Origin of the sequence: Pseudomonas sp. NPDC089743, from assembly GCF_044748785.1 — a bacterium.
In the GTDB taxonomy this organism is placed as follows: domain Bacteria; phylum Pseudomonadota; class Gammaproteobacteria; order Pseudomonadales; family Pseudomonadaceae; genus Aquipseudomonas; species Aquipseudomonas putida_X.
The window spans coordinates 50,885-72,334 of record NZ_JBIVGS010000011.1 but is presented as its reverse complement, the minus strand read 5'-3'; the positions used below and the strand labels follow the sequence as shown (position 1 = coordinate 72,334).

Annotated in this window: 19 protein-coding genes; 7 read left to right on the top strand and 12 right to left on the bottom strand. The window is 62.1% G+C overall.

From position 1 onward, the window contains the following. Positions 1 to 41 precede the first annotated feature (41 nt). A complete protein-coding gene (locus ACIPZC_RS18840; RefSeq protein WP_400628744.1) occupies positions 42 to 968 on the top strand; it encodes a heparin lyase I family protein in 927 nt (308 codons plus the stop codon). Positions 969 to 1,033: 65 nt separating this feature from the next. Here ACIPZC_RS18840 and ACIPZC_RS18835 read toward each other — a convergent pair whose 3' ends face one another. Further along, positions 1,034 to 1,192, bottom strand: coding sequence for a YqaE/Pmp3 family membrane protein (locus tag ACIPZC_RS18835; RefSeq protein ID WP_041022294.1), 159 nt, complete (start codon positions 1,190 to 1,192; stop codon positions 1,034 to 1,036). 152 nt (positions 1,193 to 1,344) lie between these two features. Continuing rightward, complete coding sequence (locus ACIPZC_RS18830; protein ID WP_400628742.1) at positions 1,345 to 2,625, bottom strand: aspartate aminotransferase family protein; 1,281 nt, start codon at positions 2,623 to 2,625, stop codon at positions 1,345 to 1,347. Positions 2,626 to 2,834: 209 nt separating this feature from the next. On the opposite strand from ACIPZC_RS18830, the gene ACIPZC_RS18825 reads away from it, so the two are divergent. Beyond that, entirely contained in the window at positions 2,835 to 3,758 is a 924-nt protein-coding gene (locus ACIPZC_RS18825; protein ID WP_241805683.1) for a LysR family transcriptional regulator, read from the top strand. Positions 3,759 to 4,017: 259 nt separating this feature from the next. On the opposite strand, the gene ACIPZC_RS18820 is transcribed toward ACIPZC_RS18825, so the two are convergent. The 9 genes from ACIPZC_RS18820 to bioB all read right to left on the bottom strand — a co-directional run bounded on the left by ACIPZC_RS18820 (position 4,018) and on the right by bioB (position 14,401). Beyond that, complete coding sequence (locus ACIPZC_RS18820; protein ID WP_400628740.1) at positions 4,018 to 5,796, bottom strand: acyl-CoA dehydrogenase C-terminal domain-containing protein; 1,779 nt, start codon at positions 5,794 to 5,796, stop codon at positions 4,018 to 4,020. 123 nt (positions 5,797 to 5,919) lie between these two features. After that, complete coding sequence (locus ACIPZC_RS18815) at positions 5,920 to 7,203, bottom strand: GGDEF domain-containing protein (protein WP_267819259.1); 1,284 nt, start codon at positions 7,201 to 7,203, stop codon at positions 5,920 to 5,922. A gap of 213 nt (positions 7,204 to 7,416) precedes the next feature. Beyond that, positions 7,417 to 9,222 carry a phenylacyl-CoA dehydrogenase gene (locus ACIPZC_RS18810; protein ID WP_241805680.1) on the bottom strand — a complete coding sequence of 602 codons (1,806 nt, stop codon included), beginning with the start codon at positions 9,220 to 9,222 and terminating at the stop codon, positions 7,417 to 7,419. A 305-nt stretch (positions 9,223 to 9,527) separates the two neighbouring features. Next, on the bottom strand, positions 9,528 to 9,824 hold the full coding sequence (locus ACIPZC_RS18805) for a pyrroloquinoline quinone biosynthesis protein PqqE (protein WP_400628737.1): 297 nt from the start codon (positions 9,822 to 9,824) through the stop codon (positions 9,528 to 9,530). 118 nt (positions 9,825 to 9,942) lie between these two features. Continuing rightward, positions 9,943 to 10,623, bottom strand: coding sequence for a dethiobiotin synthase (gene bioD, locus ACIPZC_RS18800; RefSeq protein WP_241805678.1), 681 nt, complete (start codon positions 10,621 to 10,623; stop codon positions 9,943 to 9,945). Between the two features lie 10 nt (positions 10,624 to 10,633). Then, entirely contained in the window at positions 10,634 to 11,452 is an 819-nt protein-coding gene (bioC, locus tag ACIPZC_RS18795) for a malonyl-ACP O-methyltransferase BioC (protein ID WP_400628735.1), read from the bottom strand. After that, positions 11,445 to 12,176: an alpha/beta fold hydrolase gene (locus ACIPZC_RS18790; RefSeq protein WP_400628733.1), complete on the bottom strand. Its 732-nt coding sequence runs from the start codon at positions 12,174 to 12,176 to the stop codon at positions 11,445 to 11,447. Before ACIPZC_RS18790 ends, bioC begins: the two co-directional genes overlap by 8 nt. After that, a complete protein-coding gene (gene bioF / locus ACIPZC_RS18785) occupies positions 12,169 to 13,341 on the bottom strand; it encodes an 8-amino-7-oxononanoate synthase (protein ID WP_400628731.1) in 1,173 nt (390 codons plus the stop codon). Before bioF ends, ACIPZC_RS18790 begins: the two co-directional genes overlap by 8 nt. A 1-nt stretch (position 13,342) precedes the next feature. Then, complete coding sequence (bioB, locus tag ACIPZC_RS18780) at positions 13,343 to 14,401, bottom strand: biotin synthase BioB (protein ID WP_039602863.1); 1,059 nt, start codon at positions 14,399 to 14,401, stop codon at positions 13,343 to 13,345. A gap of 89 nt (positions 14,402 to 14,490) precedes the next feature. Between bioB and ACIPZC_RS18775 the strand changes: the two genes are divergently transcribed. The 4 genes from ACIPZC_RS18775 (at position 14,491) to rarD (ending at position 18,016) form a co-directional block, all read left to right on the top strand. Next, positions 14,491 to 15,228: a double zinc ribbon domain-containing protein gene (locus tag ACIPZC_RS18775; RefSeq protein ID WP_400628729.1), complete on the top strand. Its 738-nt coding sequence runs from the start codon at positions 14,491 to 14,493 to the stop codon at positions 15,226 to 15,228. Between the two features lie 26 nt (positions 15,229 to 15,254). Then, positions 15,255 to 16,019, top strand: a complete 765-nt coding sequence (locus ACIPZC_RS18770) for a TOBE domain-containing protein (RefSeq protein ID WP_400628727.1) — start codon at positions 15,255 to 15,257, stop codon at positions 16,017 to 16,019. A gap of 70 nt (positions 16,020 to 16,089) precedes the next feature. After that, positions 16,090 to 17,064, top strand: a complete 975-nt coding sequence (locus tag ACIPZC_RS18765; RefSeq protein WP_241805672.1) for a serine/threonine protein kinase — start codon at positions 16,090 to 16,092, stop codon at positions 17,062 to 17,064. A 64-nt stretch (positions 17,065 to 17,128) separates the two neighbouring features. Then, complete coding sequence (gene rarD / locus ACIPZC_RS18760; protein WP_241805671.1) at positions 17,129 to 18,016, top strand: EamA family transporter RarD; 888 nt, start codon at positions 17,129 to 17,131, stop codon at positions 18,014 to 18,016. Positions 18,017 to 18,244: 228 nt separating this feature from the next. On the opposite strand, the gene ACIPZC_RS18755 is transcribed toward rarD, so the two are convergent. Next, positions 18,245 to 18,763 (bottom strand): glycine cleavage system protein R, encoded by a 519-nt coding sequence (locus ACIPZC_RS18755; RefSeq protein ID WP_241805670.1) that lies wholly within the window; start codon positions 18,761 to 18,763, stop codon positions 18,245 to 18,247. A gap of 446 nt (positions 18,764 to 19,209) precedes the next feature. Between ACIPZC_RS18755 and ACIPZC_RS18750 the strand changes: the two genes are divergently transcribed. Beyond that, a complete protein-coding gene (locus tag ACIPZC_RS18750; RefSeq protein WP_241805669.1) occupies positions 19,210 to 21,387 on the top strand; it encodes a malate synthase G in 2,178 nt (725 codons plus the stop codon). Positions 21,388 to 21,450: the final 63 nt, after the last annotated feature.

Here is a 21,450-nt window from a genome sequence, read left to right as displayed (position 1 = left end):
CTTTCAGGGCGGCGGTTACTGTAAATGGACACCGGGCCGCCATGATGGAAAACGACGAACACGAAGCACCTATCAAAGATCAAAAATATGACCGACCGCACTTTGCCATGCGGGCATGGGCGCTATTACGGCAATGGTCATCGCCGGACAAAAACCAGGGTGCAACCCTTGAAAAGCACCAGCCGGAGGTTAAAGAGGAAAGCTGCACACACAGCGCCCCTGATAACTTTCTGATGTGGGTCGGGTCAACCACCCCCCTCGATCGCACCCAGGAAGATGAGCAGAAAGCGCCCAATGACCTCTTCAGAATGGTAGAGACAGGTGGTTCCGACACAGGTGCCAGCCTCAAGGTGGTACACGACACGGAGCGAGGTAAAGTCTGGCTGTTTGACAAACCGGCCCACTCGACAAACTATCGGTGCGAGTCCAACTCCATCAAAGTCAATGTGGCACCCTACGAAGTTTATGAAGGCTGGAAGGATAACCAGATTTACGACTTCTGTTGGAGCAGCAAGTTTCCGGAAGTCGACAACGCCCCCTATGGCGACTATGTGATCTTTCAGTGGAAGTCCGAGGGCAGCAACGTATACCCTTTTTTCATGAAGGTGCAGGCCGGCCGTTTTGAAATGACGCACTACAACACCCGGCTTGATGGTGAAAAACACAAGGTGGTGTGGTGGACGCACATTGAAGCGGACACGTGGTACGACATCCGGATTCGGGTTCTGCTCTCCAGTGACCAAGATATCGGTACGGTTCAGCTATTTCTGGATAATGCCCCCCAGAAATTCACGGCCGACCGGGAAGGGAAACCCAGGCAACCCGGTGAAGAGGATCCTTACACCCTCGTATGCCAGACATTCTCCCCTGCCAGGCATTACTTGAAATGGGGCGCTTACAACACCGGATTCCCACTGAACGCGCTGAAACACTACGTCGACAAGCTCATGGTAAAACGCATTGCATAGCGAGCTTAGAAACTGATGACAGTTGCGGGGGTTGGGAGACAGGCATGTCTTCAACCCCCGGGGCCTCAGCGCTTGGCGATGATGTACACCGCGTGCACGATCCCTGGAATGTATCCCAGCAGGGTCAGCAGAATATTCAACCAGAACGCCCCGCCAAAACCCACCTGCAGAAACACGCCCAGAGGTGGCAAAAGAATAGCAATGATGATGCGAATAAGGTCCATGCGAGTTTCTCCTGAAGGGTTACATCAAAGACTAGCCGCCCGCCACAGAGGTTCCACCGGCAAAAAAAAACGCCCCGGGCCGAATGAAACAGGCCAGGGGCGATGCGCAGGAACGCCAGACGGTTCGTAAAATTCTCGGTCTTGCTATACAGCTACGCCGGTACCTCGCGACGGGCCTGCTGCTGCGCGTGCAGGCGGGCGAACGCCCGGGCCAGGCGCAACAGCATTTCATCGATGTTGCCTTTGCTCACGGTAAGCGCTGGCGAAAAACGCACCACATCCGCTTGCGGCGCATTCAGCAGCAGGCCTTCGTGCAGGGCCGCTGCCACCAGTTCGCGGGCCAGGTGTTCTTTCAGTTGCAGGGCCCACAGCAGGCCTTGCCCGCGTACTTCACCCAAGCCATAGCGCCCGGCCAGGCGGCTCAGGCCTTCGCGCAGGTGGCGGCCGTTATCCTGCACCTGGGCGAGAAAGCCAGGCTCCAGCACAGCGTCCAAAACAGCCAGGCCGGCGGCGCACATCAGGGCATTGCCGTGGTGGCTGCCTTCCAGTTCGCCAGGCGCAGCGCAGCATGCTGTGCCCCGGGCAAGCAAGGCAGCCAATGGCACACCGCCGCCCAGCCCCTTGCCTAGGGTGATGATGTCCGCGCGCACCCCATAAAGCTCCTCGGCCAGCAGCGCACCACAACGACCCATACCGGTCTGCACCTCATCGAGGATCAGCAGGATGCCCAGCTCACGGCACAGTGTTTCCACGCCCTTGAGGTACTCCTGCGTGGCAGGGATGACACCCGCCTCGCCCTGGACAGGCTCGAGCATGATTGCCACGGTGCGCGAATCCACTGCGGCGTGCAGGGCAGCAAGGTCATTGAATGGCACTTTGCTGAAGCCCGGCAGGCCGGGCTCGCAGCGGTTGCACGGCAGCGGATCGGACGCCGACAGGGCCCCCAGGCTACGGCCATGGCAGCCCTGACTGGCAGTGATGATGTGATAAGCGCCATTGCGGTGCAGTTGGCCCCACTTGCGCGCCAACTTGATCGCCCCCTCGCAGGCCTCGGCGCCGCTGTTGAGCAGATAGCCCTGATCGCTACCGGTGCGCTGGCACAAGCGGTTGACCAGCGCCAGCAAGCCACGGCTGTGGAAACCCGCCCCCGGGTTGATCAACGCCTGGGCCTGGTTGCCCAGCGCCTTGGCCACCACGCCAGGGCTGTGGCCCAGGCTGTTCACCCCGCCGCCCTGGGTAAAATCCAGGTAGGCATGCCCTTCGTGGTCCCACAACCAGGAGCCTTGGCCGCGCACGAACACTTGAGGCGCCCGCTCGGTGCCGGGCATCAGGCGCTCACGAGACAACGCCGATGCGTCTGGCACGATGACCGGCGCGCGCTTTGGCTCGACAGCCGTGGCGGGGGCCGATCGGCGTAGGTTGAACAGGTTCATGGGGGGGCTCCAGCCAGTCACCGCAGGGGGCAGCGTCCGGTCTCGGCGCCGGCGCTTGATAATTTTGCCTTTCCTATCAAAAGTGTTTTTCGAACGGGGTAACAATGCGCGAATTGATCGCTGTAAGCCGCTGAAATACAGCGATAGACTAGGCTCAGGCGGCGCTAGCGGCCATTTCGTTTTTTCAGCTTTTTCGATAAGTAATACTTATGGATTTTCGCCAACTGCGTTATTTCGTCGCGGTGTATGAAGAAGGCCATGTCGGCCGCGCCGCTGAACGGCTGTCACTGTCTCAGCCGGCCCTCTCCCAGCAGATCCGCCAGCTTGAGCACAGCCTTGACCTGAGCCTTTTCGAGCGCAGCAACAAGCGCCTGCTGCCGACCCTGGCGGCTCACACCCTTTACAACCACGCCCTGCCCCTGCTCGACGGGCTGCAGCGCGCCCACGAAGCGATGCGTAACTTCAAGGGCCAATCCTTGCGCACGCTGGCCATCGGCGTGCTACAAACAGTGCGCCCGAGCCTGGTGCCGCAGTTGCTAGAGCGCTTGCGCAAGGCCCAGCCGCATCTGGTGGTACAGATCTACGAACTGTCCGGGCTGGAAATCGAACGACGCCTGCTCAACGGCAACCTTGATATCGGTATCAGCTACCTGCCGCCACGCCAGCCTGGCCTGCACGGCTTGCTGCTGTACGAAGATGAACTGCAATTGGTCATCCCTGATACCCATCCGTTGAAGGACTTCAAGAAGGTCTCTATCCGGCAAGCGGCTGAACTGCCGATGCTGATGCTTGGCGAGGAGTTCCAGGTCCGCCAGATCTGGAAGCAACAACTGGCCAGCCTAGGGCGCAGGCCGCAGGTTCAGGCAGAGATGAACAACATGGGCGGCATTCTCGACAGCCTGGCCCATACCGCACTGGCCACTATCCTGCCTGGCCGCGCCAAGGATGCTGCCGAAGATGACCAAGGGCTGCTGTGGAAACCCTTGAGCGAACCGCGGGTGCCGTTGAAGGTTGGCCTGGTATTTCGTGATGCGCAGCGCCAGCAAGCATCGGTTGAGTTGCTGCGTACGCTGCTGGAGGAGGAGGCCGACGCACGGCAATTGGGGGCTTCAGCGCTGGATGTGCTTGGCTGAAATACACGCGCGCAAAGAAAACCCCGCCGAAGCGGGGTTTTCCCAGACTTTTTCCCTGTGACATCCTTATCGCCCTACCGTCCTGGCAGGAAATCCTTCGTTTGTCCCTGTTCTGTCCTTTGCGCTTCCTGCGCAACGTCCATGGGGAAAGATTAGCCGTGGATCCAATCTGACACCAGTGGCGAAAAGTCACCGCGTTATGTAGGAAAATGCTTACAAGCAACGTCCATCAATAAACGCGGTGCCTACATGCCACTGCTCAGAACTGTTCGGCATCCAGCAAGTACAACGACTCGCTCCCCGCCTTTACCGAAGCCACCAACGAATCCACCCGCGGCAGAAGCCTGGCGAAGTAGAACCGCGCTGTGCCCAGCTTGGCCGAGTAGAACGCCTCATCGCCCTCGCCCGCCTTGGCCGCACGCGCCATCAACGCCCACATGTAGGCATAGGCGACATAGCCAAAGGCATGCAGGTACTCGACCGATGCGGCACCGATTTCATTCGGGTTGCCTTTGGCCCGCTCCAGTACCCACTCGGTCAGCCCGTCGAGTTGATCGAGGTAGGCACCCAGCGGCTTGGCGAACTCATCCTGGTCAGCCCCCGCACTGGCGATGAACTGGCGAATTTCCTCAGAGAACAGCTTGTAGTAAGCACCACCACTGGCCACCACCTTGCGCCCCATCAGGTCCAGGGCCTGAATGCCGTTGGTGCCTTCGTAGATCTGGGTAATGCGTACATCGCGAACCAGTTGCTCCTGGCCCCACTCACGAATGTAGCCATGCCCACCGAACACCTGCTGGCCATGCACCGCGCACTCCAGGCCCAGATCGGTGAGGAACGCCTTGGCGACCGGGGTCAACAGTGCCACCAGCTCTTCACTGCGTTTGCGCGTACCCGGCTCTTCGCTGTACTTGGCGCTGTCCAACTGCATTGCCACGTACGTCGAGAAGGCGCGGCCACCTTCGATCAGCGCTTTCATGGTCAGCAGCATGCGGCGCACGTCCGGGTGGACGATAATCGGGTCGGCCGCCTTGTCCTTGGCCTGCGGGCCGGTAGGGGCGCGGCTCTGCAAACGGTCGCGGGCATACTCGACGGCATTCTGGTAGGAACGTTCCGCCGTGGCCAAGCCCTGAATGCCCACGCCCAGGCGCTCGTAGTTCATCATGGTGAACATCGCCGCCAGGCCTTTGTTCGGCTCACCGACGAGGTAACCTACGGCTTCATCGAAGTTCATCACGCACGTGGCCGAGGCCTGGATACCCATCTTGTGCTCGATCGAGCCACAGGTAGCCGGGTTGCGCGCCCCGAGGCTGCCGTCATCGTTGACCAGGAACTTGGGCACCAGGAACAGCGAGATACCTTTAGGCCCCGCCGGTGCGTCCGGCAGCTTGGCCAGCACGAGGTGGATGATGTTTTCGGTCAGGTCGTGTTCGCCGCCGGTGATGAAGATCTTCGTGCCGCTGACCTTGTAGCTGCCATCGGCCTGGGGCTCGGCCTTGGTACGGATGATGCCGAGGTCGGTACCGGCATGGGGCTCGGTGAGGCACATGGAGCCTGCCCACACGCCGGAATACATGTTCGGCAAGTACTTTTCCTTGAGCGCTTCGCTGGCGTGGGCGTTGATCGACAGGCAGGCACCAGCGGTCAGCATGGGGTACAGGCCAAACGCCAGGCTCGAAGCGTTGACCATTTCCTCAACCTGGGCGGAAATCGCCTTGGGCATGCCCATGCCACCGTACTGGGGATCGCCGCCCACACCTACCCAGCCGCCCTCGGCGTAAGTGTTGTAGGCCTCGATGAAGCCAGCTGGGGTACTTACCGCACCGTTTTCCCAGTGACAGCCTTCTTCGTCAGCCGCGCGGCTGAGCGGCGCGATGGACTTGCTGGTGACCTTGCCTGCTTCTTCCAGAACGGCGAGTGCGGTTTGCGCATCGACCGTTTCGGCCAGCTCAGGCAGTTGCGCCCACAGCTCTGCCACATTGAAGACTTCATTCAGAACGAAGCGCATGTCGCGCAGCGGCGCTTTATATTCAGCCATGACAACCTCTCGCGGGTAGGGTCGGGGCGGTCTCGAAGGACCGCAGCACGGGATTGAATCCAGTGTAACCGAACAACTTTTGCGAGACATAGGGTCATCACGCGACCATATAGTCAATTACAGTCACGCAGTACGAACGGCCCCGCGTCGTGATTGCTGGCCATAAACCATGACACAGTTGCGGCCGGCACCTTTGGCGCTGTAAAGCGCCTGGTCGGCGGACTTCAGTACCTCTTCGGGGTTGCGATGCTCCATCAGGCGTTCAGCGACGCCGATACTGATGGTCACCGATACCGTGCCTGCACCACTGCCGCTGCGGCGTTGTCGCCCGGCGGAATCATCCTGCGGCCGGTTGTTCTGGTCACGAAGCTGCATCGTGTAGTTGGCGATCATTTCCCGCACAGCTTCCACATGCGGCACGCACTCCTCGGCGGTCTTGCCGGCGAACACCAGGGCAAACTCCTCGCCGCCGTAGCGGTAGGCGCGCCCGCCACCGGTGACCTTCGACAGCCGGCTCGCGACCAGGCGCAATACCTGGTCACCGACATCGTGGCCGTGGGTGTCGTTGAATTTCTTGAAGTGATCGACGTCGGTCATGGCAATCACGTAATTGCGCCCCAGGCGCTGCATGCGTTCGTTCAATGCACGCCGCCCGGGCAGGCCGGTCAGCTCGTCACGGAAGGCCATCTGGTAGGCCTCGTGAGAAACCGCCGCAGCGATCATCAACATCACCTGGCTGCACATGATGTTCAGGGTGAACGGCAGGATGAACGTCTTGGGCAGCATCCAGAAGATACCGATCAGCCCGATGATCTGAGCTGCATGCAGGGGCCTTGGCTCACGCAGGTATTGCACCACCAGCAGGATGAAAACACCCATGAACAACGGGTAGACCATCTGAATCAGGCTCATCCACTGCCCATGCAGTGACGGCCAGCGTATTTCCGCCAACCAGGCCAGCAAAGCCTGGGGAAAGCTTTGCTCCAGCGCCACGGCCACGCTACCTACAGCGAACAGCACCGCGAACCGGGCAAGCAGGTCCTGGGCCAGGTGGGTGCGCTCCTGCCAGGCGCCAAACAGCCCGAACAATGCAGGCAGAAGCAGGCAGACCAGATGGAAGATCACCGCTGCGTCCTCGCGCACACGGCCGTTGTCACGGTAGTAGTCGGTCTGGGTATCGAGCAGGAAATAGGCGATGTAGACCGTGACCATCAAGAACAGCTCGCGCTGGCGACGGTAAACCGCACAGTAAGCGCCGCCCAGCAGCAGCACCAAGGTAGGCAGGACGTTGAACAGTGATGTGAAGAAGACGCTGAGGTCTCTTACGTAAGCCGCCGCAAGCCCTGCCAGCAAGAGGATCAGTGAAGGCAGGAAGTGGCTTGCGCGTACAGCGTTTAAACGAAACAAGGGTAATCTCCGACCCGGCAGATCAATAATGGCATTGTGCCCTTACTTCATCGGCAGCGCACATGAATAGATGAATGCACGGGGGTTAACGGCAGCAGGGGCGGAGGGCTTGAGCTTTTCTTGTAACCGGATCTTGGGGCGCGCAGCGGCCCCCGGAAATAAAAAAACCCGCCTGCCGGTCAAGGCAAGCGGGTTTTTGTGAAGCCTTGCGGCTTAGTAGGACAGGCCGAAGTGCTCTTCGTCCATCGCCATCAGGTTGTTGGCACCGGACAGCATGGTCGCCACATGGGTGCGAGTACGCGGCAGGATACGCTGGAAGTAGAAGCGCGCCGTCTGCAGCTTGGCGGTGTAGAAGGCCTCTTCCGAAGTGCCGGCAGCCAGCTTCTCGGCAGCCAGGCGTGCCATGTCGGCCCAGAAGTACGCCAGGCACGCATAACCGGAGTACATCAGGTAATCAACCGAGGCAGCGCCTACTTCTTCGCGGTCCTTCATGGCAGCCATGCCCACTTTCATGGTCAGCTCACCCCATTCCTTGTTGATCGCAGCCAGCGGCTCGACGAACTCCTTGACCGCCTCATTGCCTTCCTGCGCCTGGCAGAACTTGTGCACGATCTTGGTGAAGCCTTTGAGTGCTTCGCCCTGGGTCATCAGCACTTTGCGGCCCAGCAGGTCGAGGGCCTGGATGCCGGTGGTGCCTTCGTACAGCATGGAAATACGGCTGTCGCGCACATTCTGCTCCATGCCCCACTCGGCGATGAAGCCGTGGCCGCCGTAGATCTGCACGCCGTGGTTGGCCGCCTCGAAGCCGACTTCGGTCATGAACGCCTTGGCGATCGGGGTCAGGAACGCCAGCAGGGCGTCGGCCTTCTTGCGCTCTTCCTCGTCCTGGCTGTATTTGACGATGTCCACCTGCTTGGCGGTGAAGTAGACCATGGCGCGGTTGCCTTCGGCGAAGGCCTTCATGGTCAGCAGCATGCGGCGAACGTCCGGGTGCACGATGATCGGGTCAGCAGCCTTGTCAGGCGCTTTGGGGCCGGTCAGCGAACGCATCTGCAGGCGGTCACGGGCGTACTTCAGGCCACCCTGGAAGGCCACCTCGGCATGGGCCAGGCCTTGCAGCGCGGTGCCCAGGCGGGCAGTGTTCATGAACGTGAACATGCAGTTCAGGCCCTTGTTGGCTGGGCCGATCAAGTAGCCGGTGGCGCTGTCGAAGTTCATCACGCAGGTAGCGTTGCCGTGGATGCCCATCTTGTGCTCGATCGAGCCGCAGCTCACGCCGTTGCGCTCACCTACCCCGCCCTGCGCGTCGGGCAGGAACTTCGGCACGATGAACAGCGAGATACCTTTGGTGCCGGCCGGGGCATCCGGCAGGCGGGCCAGCACGATGTGGACGATGTTGTCGGCCATGTCGTGTTCGCCGGCAGAAATGAAGATCTTGGTGCCGGAAATGCGGTACGAGCCATCAGCTTGCGGCTCGGCCTTGGTGCGCAGCATGCCCAGGTCGGTGCCGCAGTGCGGTTCGGTCAAGCACATGGTGCCCGTCCATTCGCCCGATACCAGTTTGGTCAGGTAGGTTTCCTGCTGCTCTTCAGTACCGTGGGCAGAAATGGTGTTCATCGCACCATGGGACAGGCCGGGGTACATGCCCCACGACCAGTTCGACTCGCCCACCATCTCGCTCAACGCCAGGCCCAGCGACTCAGGCAGGCCCTGACCGCCATGAGCGACGTCATGGGCCAGGCTCGGCCAGCCGCCTTCGACGAACTGCTCGTAGGCTTGCTTGAAACCGGTCGGGGTCTTCACGCCGGACTCGCTCCAGGTGCAGCCTTCCAGGTCACCGACGCGGTTCAGCGGGGCCAGTACCTGCTCACAGAATTTCGCGCCTTCTTCGAGGATCGCGTCGACCATGTCGGGCGTTGCGTCCTGGCAACCCGGCAGGCTCTGATAGTGCGCCTCATAGCCAAGCAGCTCGTCGCGCACGAAGCGAATATCACGCAAGGGGGCTTTGTAATCAGGCATTGCGATGAACCTCTGTGATGAGTCCGGTGGGGAGACCGCTGATACCGACCAGCTCTTGCCGGCTTTCGGTCAAACAGTTGTTTGAAACTTACGTTTAGGACTGACCGATGTCAAGGAGGGACTATGGTGCCATTTACGCCGCGAAAGATGGCTTTTATGCCATCACCTTGAAAAACACCCATGACAAAGGCAGCGGGCCTGGCCGCGAAGGCGTCGGCTCAGGCAAAAAATGCAGCCTGATAAAACGCATCCGCGGGCAGGCCCGCTTTCACAAAGCACTGTGCAGGTTTGTGAATGTGTCGCCCTCAGGCGTAGGTATCGATGAACCGACCGAGCATTTCGTCGGAAGCCTTGGCGACTTTCACGCCCAGCTCCACCTCGGTCTTGCCCAGGGCCAGCTGCACTGTGCTGGTGGCAAGGTCCATCTGCTGGCTGCGGTCGACCGCACGCAGGCGCTCGGCCTGAAAATCGCTGGACTGGCTGGTGGCGGCGCGTTCGACAGAGTTGCTGGCGATCTGGCTGGCCGCCTGATCGACGCGGCTCTGCCCGCTCTGGATGGCGCTGAGGCCCGCGTAATAGGCGGAGCTACCGGTGATTTCCATGTCAAAACTCCAATGACGCTGGATGTGAACAGGCCTGATTAAAGCAGGCCTTGGCCATAAAGGCCCGTTTAAATCGCTAATGGCCCCGTGCTATCTGATAGACGTGAGGCATGGTGCTTCAGTCCAGCAAGTCCAGTTGCAGATGCTCCGCGACCGCATCGGCAGCCGCTTGCTTGAGCTTGGGCACCCGCCCCAGGCAAGGCGCCGGCAAGCGCTCGGCCAGGCTGGCGAGGTTCTCCTCAAGGCGCGATGTGCGTGGCTCGATGATATTGGCGACCCAGCCGGCCAGTTGCAGCCCGTCCCTGGCGATCGCCTCGGCGCTGAGCAAGGCGTGGTTGATGCAGCCAAGACGCACCCCGACCACCAGAATCACCGGCAACTTGAGGGCAATCGCCAGGTCGGACAGGTTGGCATGACCAGACAACGGCACGCGCCAGCCACCCGCACCTTCGACCAGGGTGAAATCTGCGCCCTGATCCAGCACGTGGCGCATGGCCTTGAGCAGGGCCGGCACCTCCAGCGTCACACCCGCTTCACGCGCCGCCACGTGCGGCGCGATGGCAGGTTCAAAGGCAAAAGGGTTGATCGCCTCATAAGGCAGTTTCAGCGTGCTCTCGTCGATCAATGCCTGAGCGTCAGCGTTGCGCAGCCCCTTCGCGGTAGCTGTGCAGCCGGACGCTACCGGCTTTGCACCCAGCGTGCTCAAGCCCTGCAGCCGAGCGGCATGCAACAGCCCGGCGGCGATGGTGGTCTTGCCGACGTCGGTATCGGTACCCGCGATGAAATAGGCCTGGCTCATTTCGCTCCTCTCACGCCGTTGGCTTGCGCAACACACCATAGACCACTTGATAGGTGGCGGGCAGCCCTTGCGGCTGGCGGAATGCTTCGTAGGCCTGCAGCAGCCCCTGCATGCGGGCACGGCCAGTCAAGCCCGACGGCCGCCCGGGATTGATGTTGTGGGCGCCAAGTGCCTTGAGCTCATGGGTCAGCCCGCGCACATGCGGGTAGTGCAGCACATGCGCCTGCTGATGCAGGCCAAGCGGCTCAAGGCCACTTGCCGCACACAGTCGCTGATAGTCCTCGAACCGGCGGAAGCGGTTGACATGCACCATGCCATCCACAGCCTGCCAACTGGCGCGCAATTCATCGAGGGTGCCGACACAAAGGCTGCTGAAGGCCAGCACACCGCCCGGGCGCAATACCCGCCGGGCTTCTTCCAGCACACTGGAGAACTGCGCGCACCACTGCACTGCCAGGCTGGAGAAAACCAGATCGACGCTGTGATCACGCAGCGGCAAGCGCTCGGCGTCGCCTGCCACATGGTAGCGAGCCCCGCCCTGCTCGCCTCGGGCATGGCGCAGCATGCCTTCGGCGATATCCACGGCCACGCCCGTCGCCAGCGTGAACCGCTCGGCCAGCACCCGGCTGAAATGCCCCGTGCCGCTGCCCAGGTCGAGCCAGCGCGATGGCGTCACTGTGCTCGGCAGCTGCTCCAGCAGGGCCACGCCCACCGCGCGCTGCAAGGCCGCCACGCTGTCGTAGCTGGCTGCCGCACGGGAGAACGAGGCCGCTACCTGGCGCTTGTCCGGCAGCGCGCCGGGCAGGGTTGGACGGGAAAGGTCAGTCATCGCCACTCTCATGCAGGAAACTCTTGATACCCGCCGCCAATTCCTGCGGATACTCCAACAGGAAAGCGTGGGAACTCTCTTCAACCAGGCCGACTTCAACGTCGGGCAACAACTCGCTCAGCGCTTTGGCCGCCTCGGGGGGGACCAACGCGTCACTGCCGGCGAACAGGTGCAGTTGCGGGCCGGCGTATGCCTGCAGCGCTTCGCGGGTATCCAGCTTTGCCAGCACTTCAAGCCCGGTGCTCAGGTACAGCGGGTCCGTCTCTGGCACGCCCACGCCCAGCTGACGCAGCAATGTGCGCGGCTGCATGGCACCTTCACTGCACAGGCTCTTGAAACGTTTGAGGGTTACGCCGGTGTGGCTGCGGCAACCGTCGCGGAAGGTCTCGAAGGTGTCATGGGCCATACCATGCGGCCAATCCGCCTGTTCCACGAAGCAGGGGTTACTGGCCAGGGTCAGCAGCCCGCAACAGTGATCGCCACGCTTGCGCGCCAGCTCACTGGCAAGCATGCCGCCCAGCGACCAGCCGCCCAGCCAGGCATCACTGGGCAGTTTGCGGTCAAGGTAATCGACCCACGCCTGTACATCGGGGTCGGCCAGCTCCGGCAGGGGCGCCAGCTCAACCTGCAGGCGCGCGTCCTGCGCACGCAGGCTGGCGGCCAGCGGCTCAAGAGCCGCAGTCCCCAGGCCCCAGCCGGGTAGAAGGATCAGTCGGTTACGCATCGGCGGCCTCCAGCTGTGGATAACAATCGGCCAATGCATTCAACAATAGCTGTACCTGCGCCTCACTGTGCGCAGCGCTCAAGGTTACCCGCAGCCGTGCACTGCCAGCAGGAACAGTAGGCGGGCGGATGGCGGTGACCAGCAGGCCACGCTCGCGCAGCATCTGTGACAGGCGCAGTGCCTGTGCGCTGTCGCCGATCAGCAGCGGCTGGATCGGGGTCGGGCTGTCCATCAGCTGCAGCCCGATCTGCGCCGCGCCCTCGCGGAACTGACGGATCAACCCGGCCAGGTGCTCACGGCGCCAGGTCTCGCGGCGCACCAGCTCCAGGCTCTTGAGCGTGGCGCACGCGAGTGCCGGCGGCTGGCTGGTGGTGTAGATGTAAGGCCGTGCGAACTGCACCAGTGCCTCGATCAAATCATCGCTGCCCGCAACGAAAGCGCCCGCGGTACCACACGCCTTGCCCAGCGTACCGATCAGCACCGGCACGTCGTCGATGCCCAGGCCGAAGTGTTCGACGATACCGCCGCCCTGGGCACCCAAGGTACCCAGGCCATGAGCGTCGTCGACCATCAACCAGGCCCCGCGCGCACGCGCCACCTCAGCCAGCGCAGGCAGGTCGGCCAGGTCACCATCCATGCTGAACACACCGTCGGTGACCACCAGGGTATTGCCGCAGGCCTTGCCCAGGCGGTTGGCCAGGCTGACGGCATCGTTGTGCAGGTAACGGTTGAAGCGGGCACCACTGAGCAAGCCGCCATCGAGCAGCGAGGCATGATTCAGGCGGTCCTGCAGCACTGTATCGCCCTGCCCCACCAGCGCGGTGATGGCCCCGAGGTTGGCCATGTAGCCTGTGGAAAACAGCAAGGCACGCGGGCGACCGGTCAATTCGGCCAGCGCCTCTTCGACCTGATGGTGCGGCGTGCTGTGGCCGACAACCAGGTGCGAGGCCCCGCCACCGACGCCCCAACGCTCGGCGCCCGCCTGCCAAGCGGCAATCACCTCAGGGTGGTTGGCCAGGCCCAGGTAGTCATTGCTGCAGAAAGCCAGCAACGGCTGGCCGTCGACCACGACGTTCGGCCCTTGCGGGCTTTGTAACAGCGGCCGCTGCCGATACAGGTCTGCAGCGCGCCGTTCGGCAAGACGCGCGGCAAGATCGAAGGCCATCTCAGGCAGACGCGGCGTTATAGAACAGCTCGCTGCTGCGTTGCTCGACCAGCGCCTGCTCGATGGCGGCCTGGTGCACTTCGTCGGCATGCTCTTCACGCGCTTCAGGCTTGATACCCAGGCGGGCGAACAGCTGCATGTCCTTGTCGGCCTGCGGGTTGGCGGTGGTCAGCAGCTTCTCGCCGTAGAAGATCGAATTGGCGCCGGCCATGAAGGCCAGGGCCTGCATCTGCTCGTTCATCTGTTCGCGGCCGGCGGACAGGCGCACATGCGACTTGGGCATCAGCAACCGCGCCACCGCCAGCATACGAATGAAGTCGAACGGATCGACATCTTCTTCCTCGGCCAACGGGGTACCGGCCACTTTGACCAGCATGTTGATCGGCACCGACTCGGGATGCTCGGGCAGGTTGGCCAACTGGATCAGCAGGCCTGCACGATCGTCGAGCGACTCGCCCATGCCGAGGATGCCACCGGAGCAGATCTTCATCCCGGCATCGCGTACGTAGGCCAAGGTCTGCAGACGCTCGCTGTAAGTGCGGGTGGTGATGATGCTGCCGTAGAACTCCGGCGAGGTATCGAGGTTGTGGTTGTAGTAATCCAGGCCTGCCTGGGCCAGCGCCTGGGTCTGGTCCTGATCGAGCTTGCCGAGGGTCATGCAGGTTTCCAGCCCCATGGCCTTGACCCCTTTGACCATTTCCAGCACGTAGGGCATGTCCTTGGCCGAGGGGTGCTTCCAGGCGGCGCCCATGCAGAAGCGGGTAGAGCCGATGGCCTTGGCCCGTGCCGCTTCTTCGAGCACCTTCTGCACCTCCATCAGCTTCTGTTTTTCCAGCCCGGTGTTGTAGTGGCCCGACTGTGGACAGTATTTGCAATCTTCCGGGCAGGCGCCGGTCTTGATCGACAGCAGCGTCGAAACCTGCACGCGGTTGGGGTCGAAATGCGCCCGGTGCACGGTTTGCGCCTGGAACAGCAGGTCGTTGAACGGTTGCTGGAACAGGGCCTTCACCTCGGCCAGGGACCAGTCGTGACGTGTTGTTGCAGTTGTGCTGGCGCTCATCGGCGTTTCCTTGTTTAGGCTGTAGCTGGCGCCGGGACAGGAATGCCCGCCAGCGCATCACGGATAGCTCGCATAGTCATGGAAGGCCTATGAACTGTCAACCTTGGTTAAAAGCACTGGTTTACAAGTGTACGAATATTGATCACCACTGTTTGCTGTGCGGCGCTTCTGCCCAGCAGCGCCACCCCATCTGCGTGGCGTGCGAGGAAGAACTGCCGTGGCTGAATGAGTACTGCATACAGTGTGCGCTACCGTTGCCAATGGCCGGCCTGACCTGCGCGCAGTGCAGCCGCCGTCCACCTGCCTTCGAACAAGTGGTAGCGCCGTGGTATTACGGCTTTCCCGTGGACACACTGATCAGCCGCTTCAAACACAACCGCCAGTGGCCATTGGGGCGCTTGATGGCCGAAATGCTCAGCCTGGATTTGCGCCATCGCTTTACCGACGACCTGGCCAAGCCATCGCTGCTGTTGCCTGTGCCACTGGCGAAGCGTCGACAGCGCGAGCGTGGCTTCAACCAGGCAGGCATGCTGGCAAGGTGGTTGTCCAAGGCCCTGGCAATCGACTGCAACGAGCGATGGCTGCGGCGCACCCGCGAAACACCGGCGCAGCAAAGCCTGAATGCCAAGGCCAGGCGGCGCAATCTGCAACAGGCCTTTGCGGTGGTTGATCAAGGCGCATTGCACGGCCTGCATGTGGCCGTGGTCGATGACGTGCTGACCACCGGTGCCACGGCGCAAAGCATCGCCGCCCTGTTACGCGGCGCCGGCGCACGTCGGGTCGATGTGTATTGCCTGGCACGCACGGCAAAACCGGGGCAAGCTTGACCAGTCAGTCCCAGATAGGCGCCATCATGACCCTGCCCGCTCTCCTCACCCAGCATATCGCTCGCCGCCCACAGCGCATCGCGTTGCTTCAGCATATCGCTGAGCAAGGTTCGATCACCCGCGCCGCCAAGGCCGCAGGCATCAGCTACAAAGCCGCATGGGACGCCATAGACGAACTCAACAACCTGGCCAGCCAGCCGTTGGTCGAGCGCAGCACCGGCGGGCGCGGCGGCGGTGGCGCACGCCTGTCGGGCGAAGGCGAGCGGGTACTGCGCCTGTATCAGCGTTTGCAGGCCCTGCAGGCGCAAATTCTCGAGGCCGCCGAAGAGTCCAGCGACCTTGACCTGCTTGGGCGCCTGATGTTGCGCACCAGTGCCCGCAACCAGTTGCAAGGCCAGGTCAGCGGCTTGCGCCGCGAAGGGCGGCACGACCGCGTGAGCCTGGCGCTGGGTGGCGGGCTGGAAATCGAGGCACTGATCACCCATGACAGCACGTCACGCTTGGAGCTGGCGCTCGGCACCATGGTGGTGGCGTTGCTCAAGGCCGGGTGGGTGCAGCTGTTGAGCGCCGCAGATGAAGCCGAAGCGGGCAGCAATGTGCTCAAGGCAACGGTGGAACAGGTGATCGCGGATGGGCATGACACCCGTGAAGTGAGGCTGGCGCTGGGTAATGGGCAGACACTCTGTGCGTTTGCCGAGGCCCACTGGCTGGCACGAGCGGCACTGGCACCCGGTAGCCAGGTCCGGGCGCAGTTCCATCCCTCCCACGTATTGCTGGGGGTACCGGTGTAGGTTGCTCGCGCCACCCGCCAGAGGGCCGTCACTGATACCATGAGCCCCTGCAGCCCACCCCGGAGCCACCATGTCTCACCCCTTCGCGACCCTCACCCCCGACCTGGTACTGGACGCCGTGGAGAGCCTCGGCTTTCTCAGCGACGCCCGGGTACTGGCCCTGAACAGCTACGAGAACCGCGTCTACCAAGTGGGTATCGAAGGCGAGCAACCACTGATCGCCAAGTTCTATCGACCCGGCCGGTGGAGCAATGAAGCGATTCTTGAAGAACACCGCTTCACCGCCGAACTCGCCGAGTGCGAAGTGCCGGTGGTCGCCCCGCTGCAACACAATGAACAGACCCTGTTCGAGCACCAGGGCTTTCGCTTCACGCTGTTCCCCCGCCGCGGCGGCCACGCACCGGAGCCAGGCAACCTCGACCAGCTCTACCGTCTGGGCCAGTTGCTCGGCCGCCTGCATGCGGTGGCGGCCACACGCCCGTTCGAGCATCGCGAGGCCTTGACTGTGGACAACTTCGGCCACGCGTCCCTGCGAACCCTGCTGGAGGGCGACTTCGTACCCCGGGAATTGCTGCCCGCCTTCGAGTCTGTAGCGCGCGAGCTGCTCAAACGGGTCGAAGACATCTACGCACGCACGGAGCACAAGGTGATGCGTCTGCACGGCGACCTGCACCCCGGCAACCTGATGCACCGCGACGACGTCTACCACGTCGTCGATCTCGATGACTGCAGGATGGGCCCGGCGGTGCAAGACCTGTGGATGATGCTGGCCGGCAGCCGTGAAGAACGCCTGGGCCAACTGGCAGAGCTGATCGACGGCTACAACGAGTTTCACGATTTCGACCCGCGCGAGCTCCCCCTGATCGAACCGCTGCGTGCCTTGCGCCAGCTGCACCATAGCGCCTGGCTGGCACGGCGCTGGGACGACCCGGCATTCCCGCGCAGCTTCCCCTGGTTTGGCCAGCCGCGTTACTGGGGCGATCAGATCCTGGCCCTGCGCGAGCAAACGGCGGCACTCGATGAGCAACCACTGAAATTGTTCTAAATGCCTGCAAAGGTCTGTCTACAATAGGCGTCGCTGTATTTAGCTACCTAAGCAAGGATTCTGCATGCACGCCGCAAACCCGCGACGCGGGTACATTCTTGGCCTCTCGGCCTACATCATCTGGGGCTTGTTCCCCCTCTATTTCAAAGCCATACAAAGCGTCCCGGCGGTTGAGATCATCGTGCATCGGGTGCTCTGGTCCGCCCTGTTCGGCTCGCTGCTGCTGTTGGTCTGGAAGCACCCAGGGTGGTGGCGCGAGTTGCGCGACAACCCACGCCGCCTGGCCATCCTTGCCCTCAGTGGCGCCCTGATTGCCGGCAACTGGCTGACCTACGTGTGGTCCGTCAACAACGGGCGCATGCTCGAGGCCAGCCTGGGCTACTACATCAACCCGCTGGTGAACGTGCTGCTGGGCATGCTTTTGCTGGGTGAGCGCCTGCGCCGCCTGCAATGGCTGGCAGTGGCCATGGCCGCAGTAGGTGTGGCGCAACAGGTGTGGCAAGTCGGTAGCCTGCCGTGGGTGTCCTTGGTACTGGCGTTGACCTTCGGCTTTTACGGCTTGATCCGCAAACAGGCACCGGTGGCGGCGCTGCCCGGCCTGGTGGTGGAAACCTGGATGCTGGTGCCCCTGGCGCTAGGCTGGTTGCTGCTGCACCCTGCGGCGATGAGTGCACAAGGCAGTTTCTATACCAGCAGCGAGGCGCTATGGCTGATCGCCGCCGGGCCGGTAACCCTGATACCGCTGGTGTGCTTCAACGCCGCTGCGCGGCACTTGCCCTACACCACCCTGGGCTTCCTCCAGTATCTGGCGCCAACCCTGGTGCTGCTGCAAGCGGTACTGCTATTTGACGAGCACCTGTCTCCCAGCAGCCTGATGGCTTTCCTGTGTATCTGGGCTGGCCTGGCGCTGTACAGCGTCGATGCCTGGCTGAATCTGCGCAAGCGCGCCTGATCAAAAAATGATCAAAACTCTGCAGGCCACGCCGTCCGTGGCCTGGCAGAACATCTCCAGAGGTTATCCACACCCTCGTCCCCGTGGTTTGTGCACAAGCTATTGATTAGTGGCTGTTTTTTGAACAAACAGCGGGAGGGCTTGCCGTCTCTGGGTTAGCGCGGAGCGCCCCCAGGTTATCCACAAGGCCTTCCCCGATTAATCGGGATAACCCGCTAGCGCTTGGGCTCACTCTTGCGGCCGCAATTTCAACTCCACCATCAAGTCATCCGCCAGGCTCTCCAGCTTGTGCTGCAGGTCGTCCAGCGACAAGGTCAATGGCAGCGCCAGCAAGGCATCGGCATGGAACAACGGCTCGCTGCTCATCGGCGCCGGGCGTACTTCGGTGGTGAAACGCTCAAGGTTCACCCCTTGCTCAGCCAGCAAACGGGTGATATCCCGTACGATGCCAGGGCGATCATTACCCACCAACTCCATCGCGATCGGCTTCCAGGTACAGGAAGGCTCGATGCCGCTTTCTGCGATCAGCACACGGATATCGTATTGCCCCAGGGCCTGAAGCGATTTCACCAGCTCATCGTAGCTCTCTGCCGGCACGGCGACCCGCAGGATGCCCGCGAATTGCCCGGCCATACGCGACATACGGCTCTCCAGCCAGTTACCGTTGTGGTCGGCTATGCACTGGGCAATCCGTTCGACCTGGCCGGCCTTGTCAGGCGCAATCACGGTCAGTACAAGATGATCCACAGGCCTTCCTCTGCGTCGTGCCGCCTGCAGCGGCGGGAATTGGTTCAGTATAGGCAAGGCGCGGCAACCTGCCGCAGGACGGTCTGGCGAACTAATCGTGTACTGTTTCAAGATTTATCTGGAACAATCCACCGGTTTTTTGCGAACATAGCGACTCCCAGCGTGACCCTCTGCGACCTGCCGGTCGCGGAGCGACGCTTTTAGTCCGATGTTCACCGGCCCGCTGCTTCATGTAGTATGCGTCGGCGCGGACTACAAAACGTCGTTACGATGTCTGCCAAGGCGCCTGTGAAAATACGCCAACCGCTCGCCAGCCCGCCTGGCGAGCCGCACCCAGCCGCTCTCATGAGTGGTGAGAGCATGTACTGGTGCCGTGTTTAGAGAAGCGCTACAGGCTTAATACAGAAGAGCGAAAGCGAAATAGCTGAGCAAAGGTGAGGCAAGCAATGACTGGATACGTTCAAGTCGGTGGCCTTCAGGTCGCCAAGGCCCTGTACGACTTCGTCAACAACGAAGCGATCCCTGGAACCGGCGTCAAGGCCGATGCGTTCTGGGCCGGGGCAGAAAAGATCATCAACGACCTCGCCCCAAAGAACAAAGCCCTGCTCGCCAAGCGCGACGAGCTGCAAGCCAAGATCGACGCCTGGCACCAGGCACGCAAAGGCCAGGCACACGACGCCGTCGCCTATAAAAGCTTCCTTCAGGAAATCGGCTATCTGCTGCCACAAGCCGACGATTTCCAAGCCACCACCCAGAACGTGGACGAAGAAATTGCCCACATGGCAGGCCCACAGCTGGTCGTGCCGGTGATGAACGCCCGCTTTGCCCTGAACGCCGCCAACGCCCGCTGGGGCTCGCTGTACGACGCACTGTACGGCACCGATGTCATCAGCGATGAAGGTGGCGCAGAAAAAGGCCAGGGCTATAACAAGGTCCGCGGCAACAAGGTCATCGCCTTCGCCCGCGCCTTCCTCGACGAAGCCGCGCCGCTGGCTGCTGGCTCGCACGTCGACTCCACCGCTTACCGCATCGAAGGCGGCAAGCTGGTCGTTGCCCTCAAGGGCGGCAGCAACAGCGGCCTGCGGGACGACGCCCAGCTGATCGGTTTCCATGGCGATGCCGCCGCGCCAACCGCCGTGCTGCTCAAGCACAATGGCCTGCACCTGGAAATCCAGGTCGATGCCAGCACCCCGGTCGGCAGCACCGATGCCGCCGGTGTGAAAGACATCCTGATGGAATCGGCGCTGACCACCATCATGGACTGTGAAGACTCGGTCGCTGCCGTCGATGCCGACGACAAGGTCATCGTCTACCGCAACTGGCTGGGCCTGATGAAAGGCGACCTGGCCGAGAGCGTCAGCAAAGGCGGCAAGACCTTCACCCGCACCATGAACCCCGACCGCGAGTACACAGCGCCCAATGGCGGCACCGTAACCCTCCACGGTCGTTCGCTGCTGTTCGTGCGTAACGTGGGTCATTTGATGACCAACCCGGCAATTCTCGATGCCCAAGGCAACGAGATTCCCGAAGGCATCCAGGATGGTCTTTTCACCAACCTGATCGCCCTGCACAACCTCAACGGCAACACCAGCCGCAAGAACACCCGTACCGGTAGCGTCTACATCGTCAAACCGAAAATGCACGGCCCTGAAGAAGTGGCGTTCGCCGCCGAGATCTTCAGCCGCGTCGAAGACCTGCTGGGCATGCCGCGCAACACCGTCAAGGTCGGCATCATGGACGAGGAGCGCCGTACCACGGTCAACCTCAAGGCCTGCATCAAGTCGGCAGCCGAGCGTGTGGTGTTCATCAACACCGGTTTCCTCGACCGTACCGGTGACGAAATCCACACCTCCATGGAGGCCGGCGCCGTGGTGCGCAAAGGCGCCATGAAGAATGAAAAGTGGATCGGCGCCTACGAGAACAACAACGTAGACGTTGGCCTTGCCACCGGCCTGCAAGGCCGTGCGCAGATCGGCAAAGGCATGTGGGCCATGCCGGACCTGATGGCCGCCATGCTCGAGCAGAAGATCGCTCACCCGCTGGCCGGCGCCAACACCGCCTGGGTTCCGTCACCGACCGCCGCCACCCTGCACGCGCTGCACTACCACAAAGTCGATGTGCAGGCGCGTCAGCGCGAGCTGGCTAGCCGCACCCCGGCTTCGGTCGATGACATCCTGACCATCCCGCTGGCAGCTGACACCAACTGGTCGGCCGAAGAGATCCGCAACGAGCTGGACAACAACGCCCAGGGCATCCTTGGCTACGTAGTTCGCTGGATCGACCAGGGCGTGGGTTGTTCCAAAGTGCCCGACATCAACGATGTGGGCCTGATGGAAGACCGCGCTACCCTGCGTATCTCGGCCCAGTTGCTGGCCAACTGGCTGCGCCATGGCGTGGTTACCCAGGAGCAGGTGCTGGAAAGCCTCAAGCGCATGGCAGCCGTTGTCGACAAGCAGAACGCCGGTGATGCCCTGTACCGCCCGATGGCGCCGAACTTCGACGACAACATTGCATTCCAGGCTGCAGTGGAACTGGTGGTCGAGGGTGCCAAGCAGCCGAACGGTTATACCGAGCCGGTCCTGCACCGTCGCCGCCGCGAGTTCAAGGCGCGTAACGGACTGTAATCTGCAACGGGCCGCTCGGCGGCCCGATCGCAGGCGAGCCGGCGCTCACAGGCACATCACTGG

Excerpts from the sequence above, each read along its gene's own strand:
- ACIPZC_RS18840 (WP_400628744.1), top strand. The coding sequence starts at position 42 with ATGATGGAAAACGACGAACACGAAGCACCTATCAAAGATCAAAAATAT.
- ACIPZC_RS18835 (WP_041022294.1), bottom strand. The coding sequence starts at position 1,192 with ATGGACCTTATTCGCATCATCATTGCTATTCTTTTGCCACCTCTGGGC.
- ACIPZC_RS18830 (WP_400628742.1), bottom strand. The coding sequence starts at position 2,625 with ATGAACCTGTTCAACCTACGCCGATCGGCCCCCGCCACGGCTGTCGAG.
- ACIPZC_RS18825 (WP_241805683.1), top strand. The coding sequence starts at position 2,835 with ATGGATTTTCGCCAACTGCGTTATTTCGTCGCGGTGTATGAAGAAGGC.
- ACIPZC_RS18820 (WP_400628740.1), bottom strand. The coding sequence starts at position 5,796 with ATGGCTGAATATAAAGCGCCGCTGCGCGACATGCGCTTCGTTCTGAAT.
- ACIPZC_RS18810 (WP_241805680.1), bottom strand. The coding sequence starts at position 9,222 with ATGCCTGATTACAAAGCCCCCTTGCGTGATATTCGCTTCGTGCGCGAC.
- ACIPZC_RS18805 (WP_400628737.1), bottom strand. The coding sequence starts at position 9,824 with ATGGAAATCACCGGTAGCTCCGCCTATTACGCGGGCCTCAGCGCCATC.
- bioD (WP_241805678.1), bottom strand. The coding sequence starts at position 10,623 with ATGAGCCAGGCCTATTTCATCGCGGGTACCGATACCGACGTCGGCAAG.
- bioC (WP_400628735.1), bottom strand. The coding sequence starts at position 11,452 with ATGACTGACCTTTCCCGTCCAACCCTGCCCGGCGCGCTGCCGGACAAG.
- ACIPZC_RS18790 (WP_400628733.1), bottom strand. The coding sequence starts at position 12,176 with ATGCGTAACCGACTGATCCTTCTACCCGGCTGGGGCCTGGGGACTGCG.
- bioF (WP_400628731.1), bottom strand. The coding sequence starts at position 13,341 with ATGGCCTTCGATCTTGCCGCGCGTCTTGCCGAACGGCGCGCTGCAGAC.
- bioB (WP_039602863.1), bottom strand. The coding sequence starts at position 14,401 with ATGAGCGCCAGCACAACTGCAACAACACGTCACGACTGGTCCCTGGCC.
- ACIPZC_RS18775 (WP_400628729.1), top strand. The coding sequence starts at position 14,491 with ATGAACTGTCAACCTTGGTTAAAAGCACTGGTTTACAAGTGTACGAAT.
- ACIPZC_RS18770 (WP_400628727.1), top strand. The coding sequence starts at position 15,255 with ATGACCCTGCCCGCTCTCCTCACCCAGCATATCGCTCGCCGCCCACAG.
- ACIPZC_RS18765 (WP_241805672.1), top strand. The coding sequence starts at position 16,090 with ATGTCTCACCCCTTCGCGACCCTCACCCCCGACCTGGTACTGGACGCC.
- rarD (WP_241805671.1), top strand. The coding sequence starts at position 17,129 with ATGCACGCCGCAAACCCGCGACGCGGGTACATTCTTGGCCTCTCGGCC.
- ACIPZC_RS18750 (WP_241805669.1), top strand. The coding sequence starts at position 19,210 with ATGACTGGATACGTTCAAGTCGGTGGCCTTCAGGTCGCCAAGGCCCTG.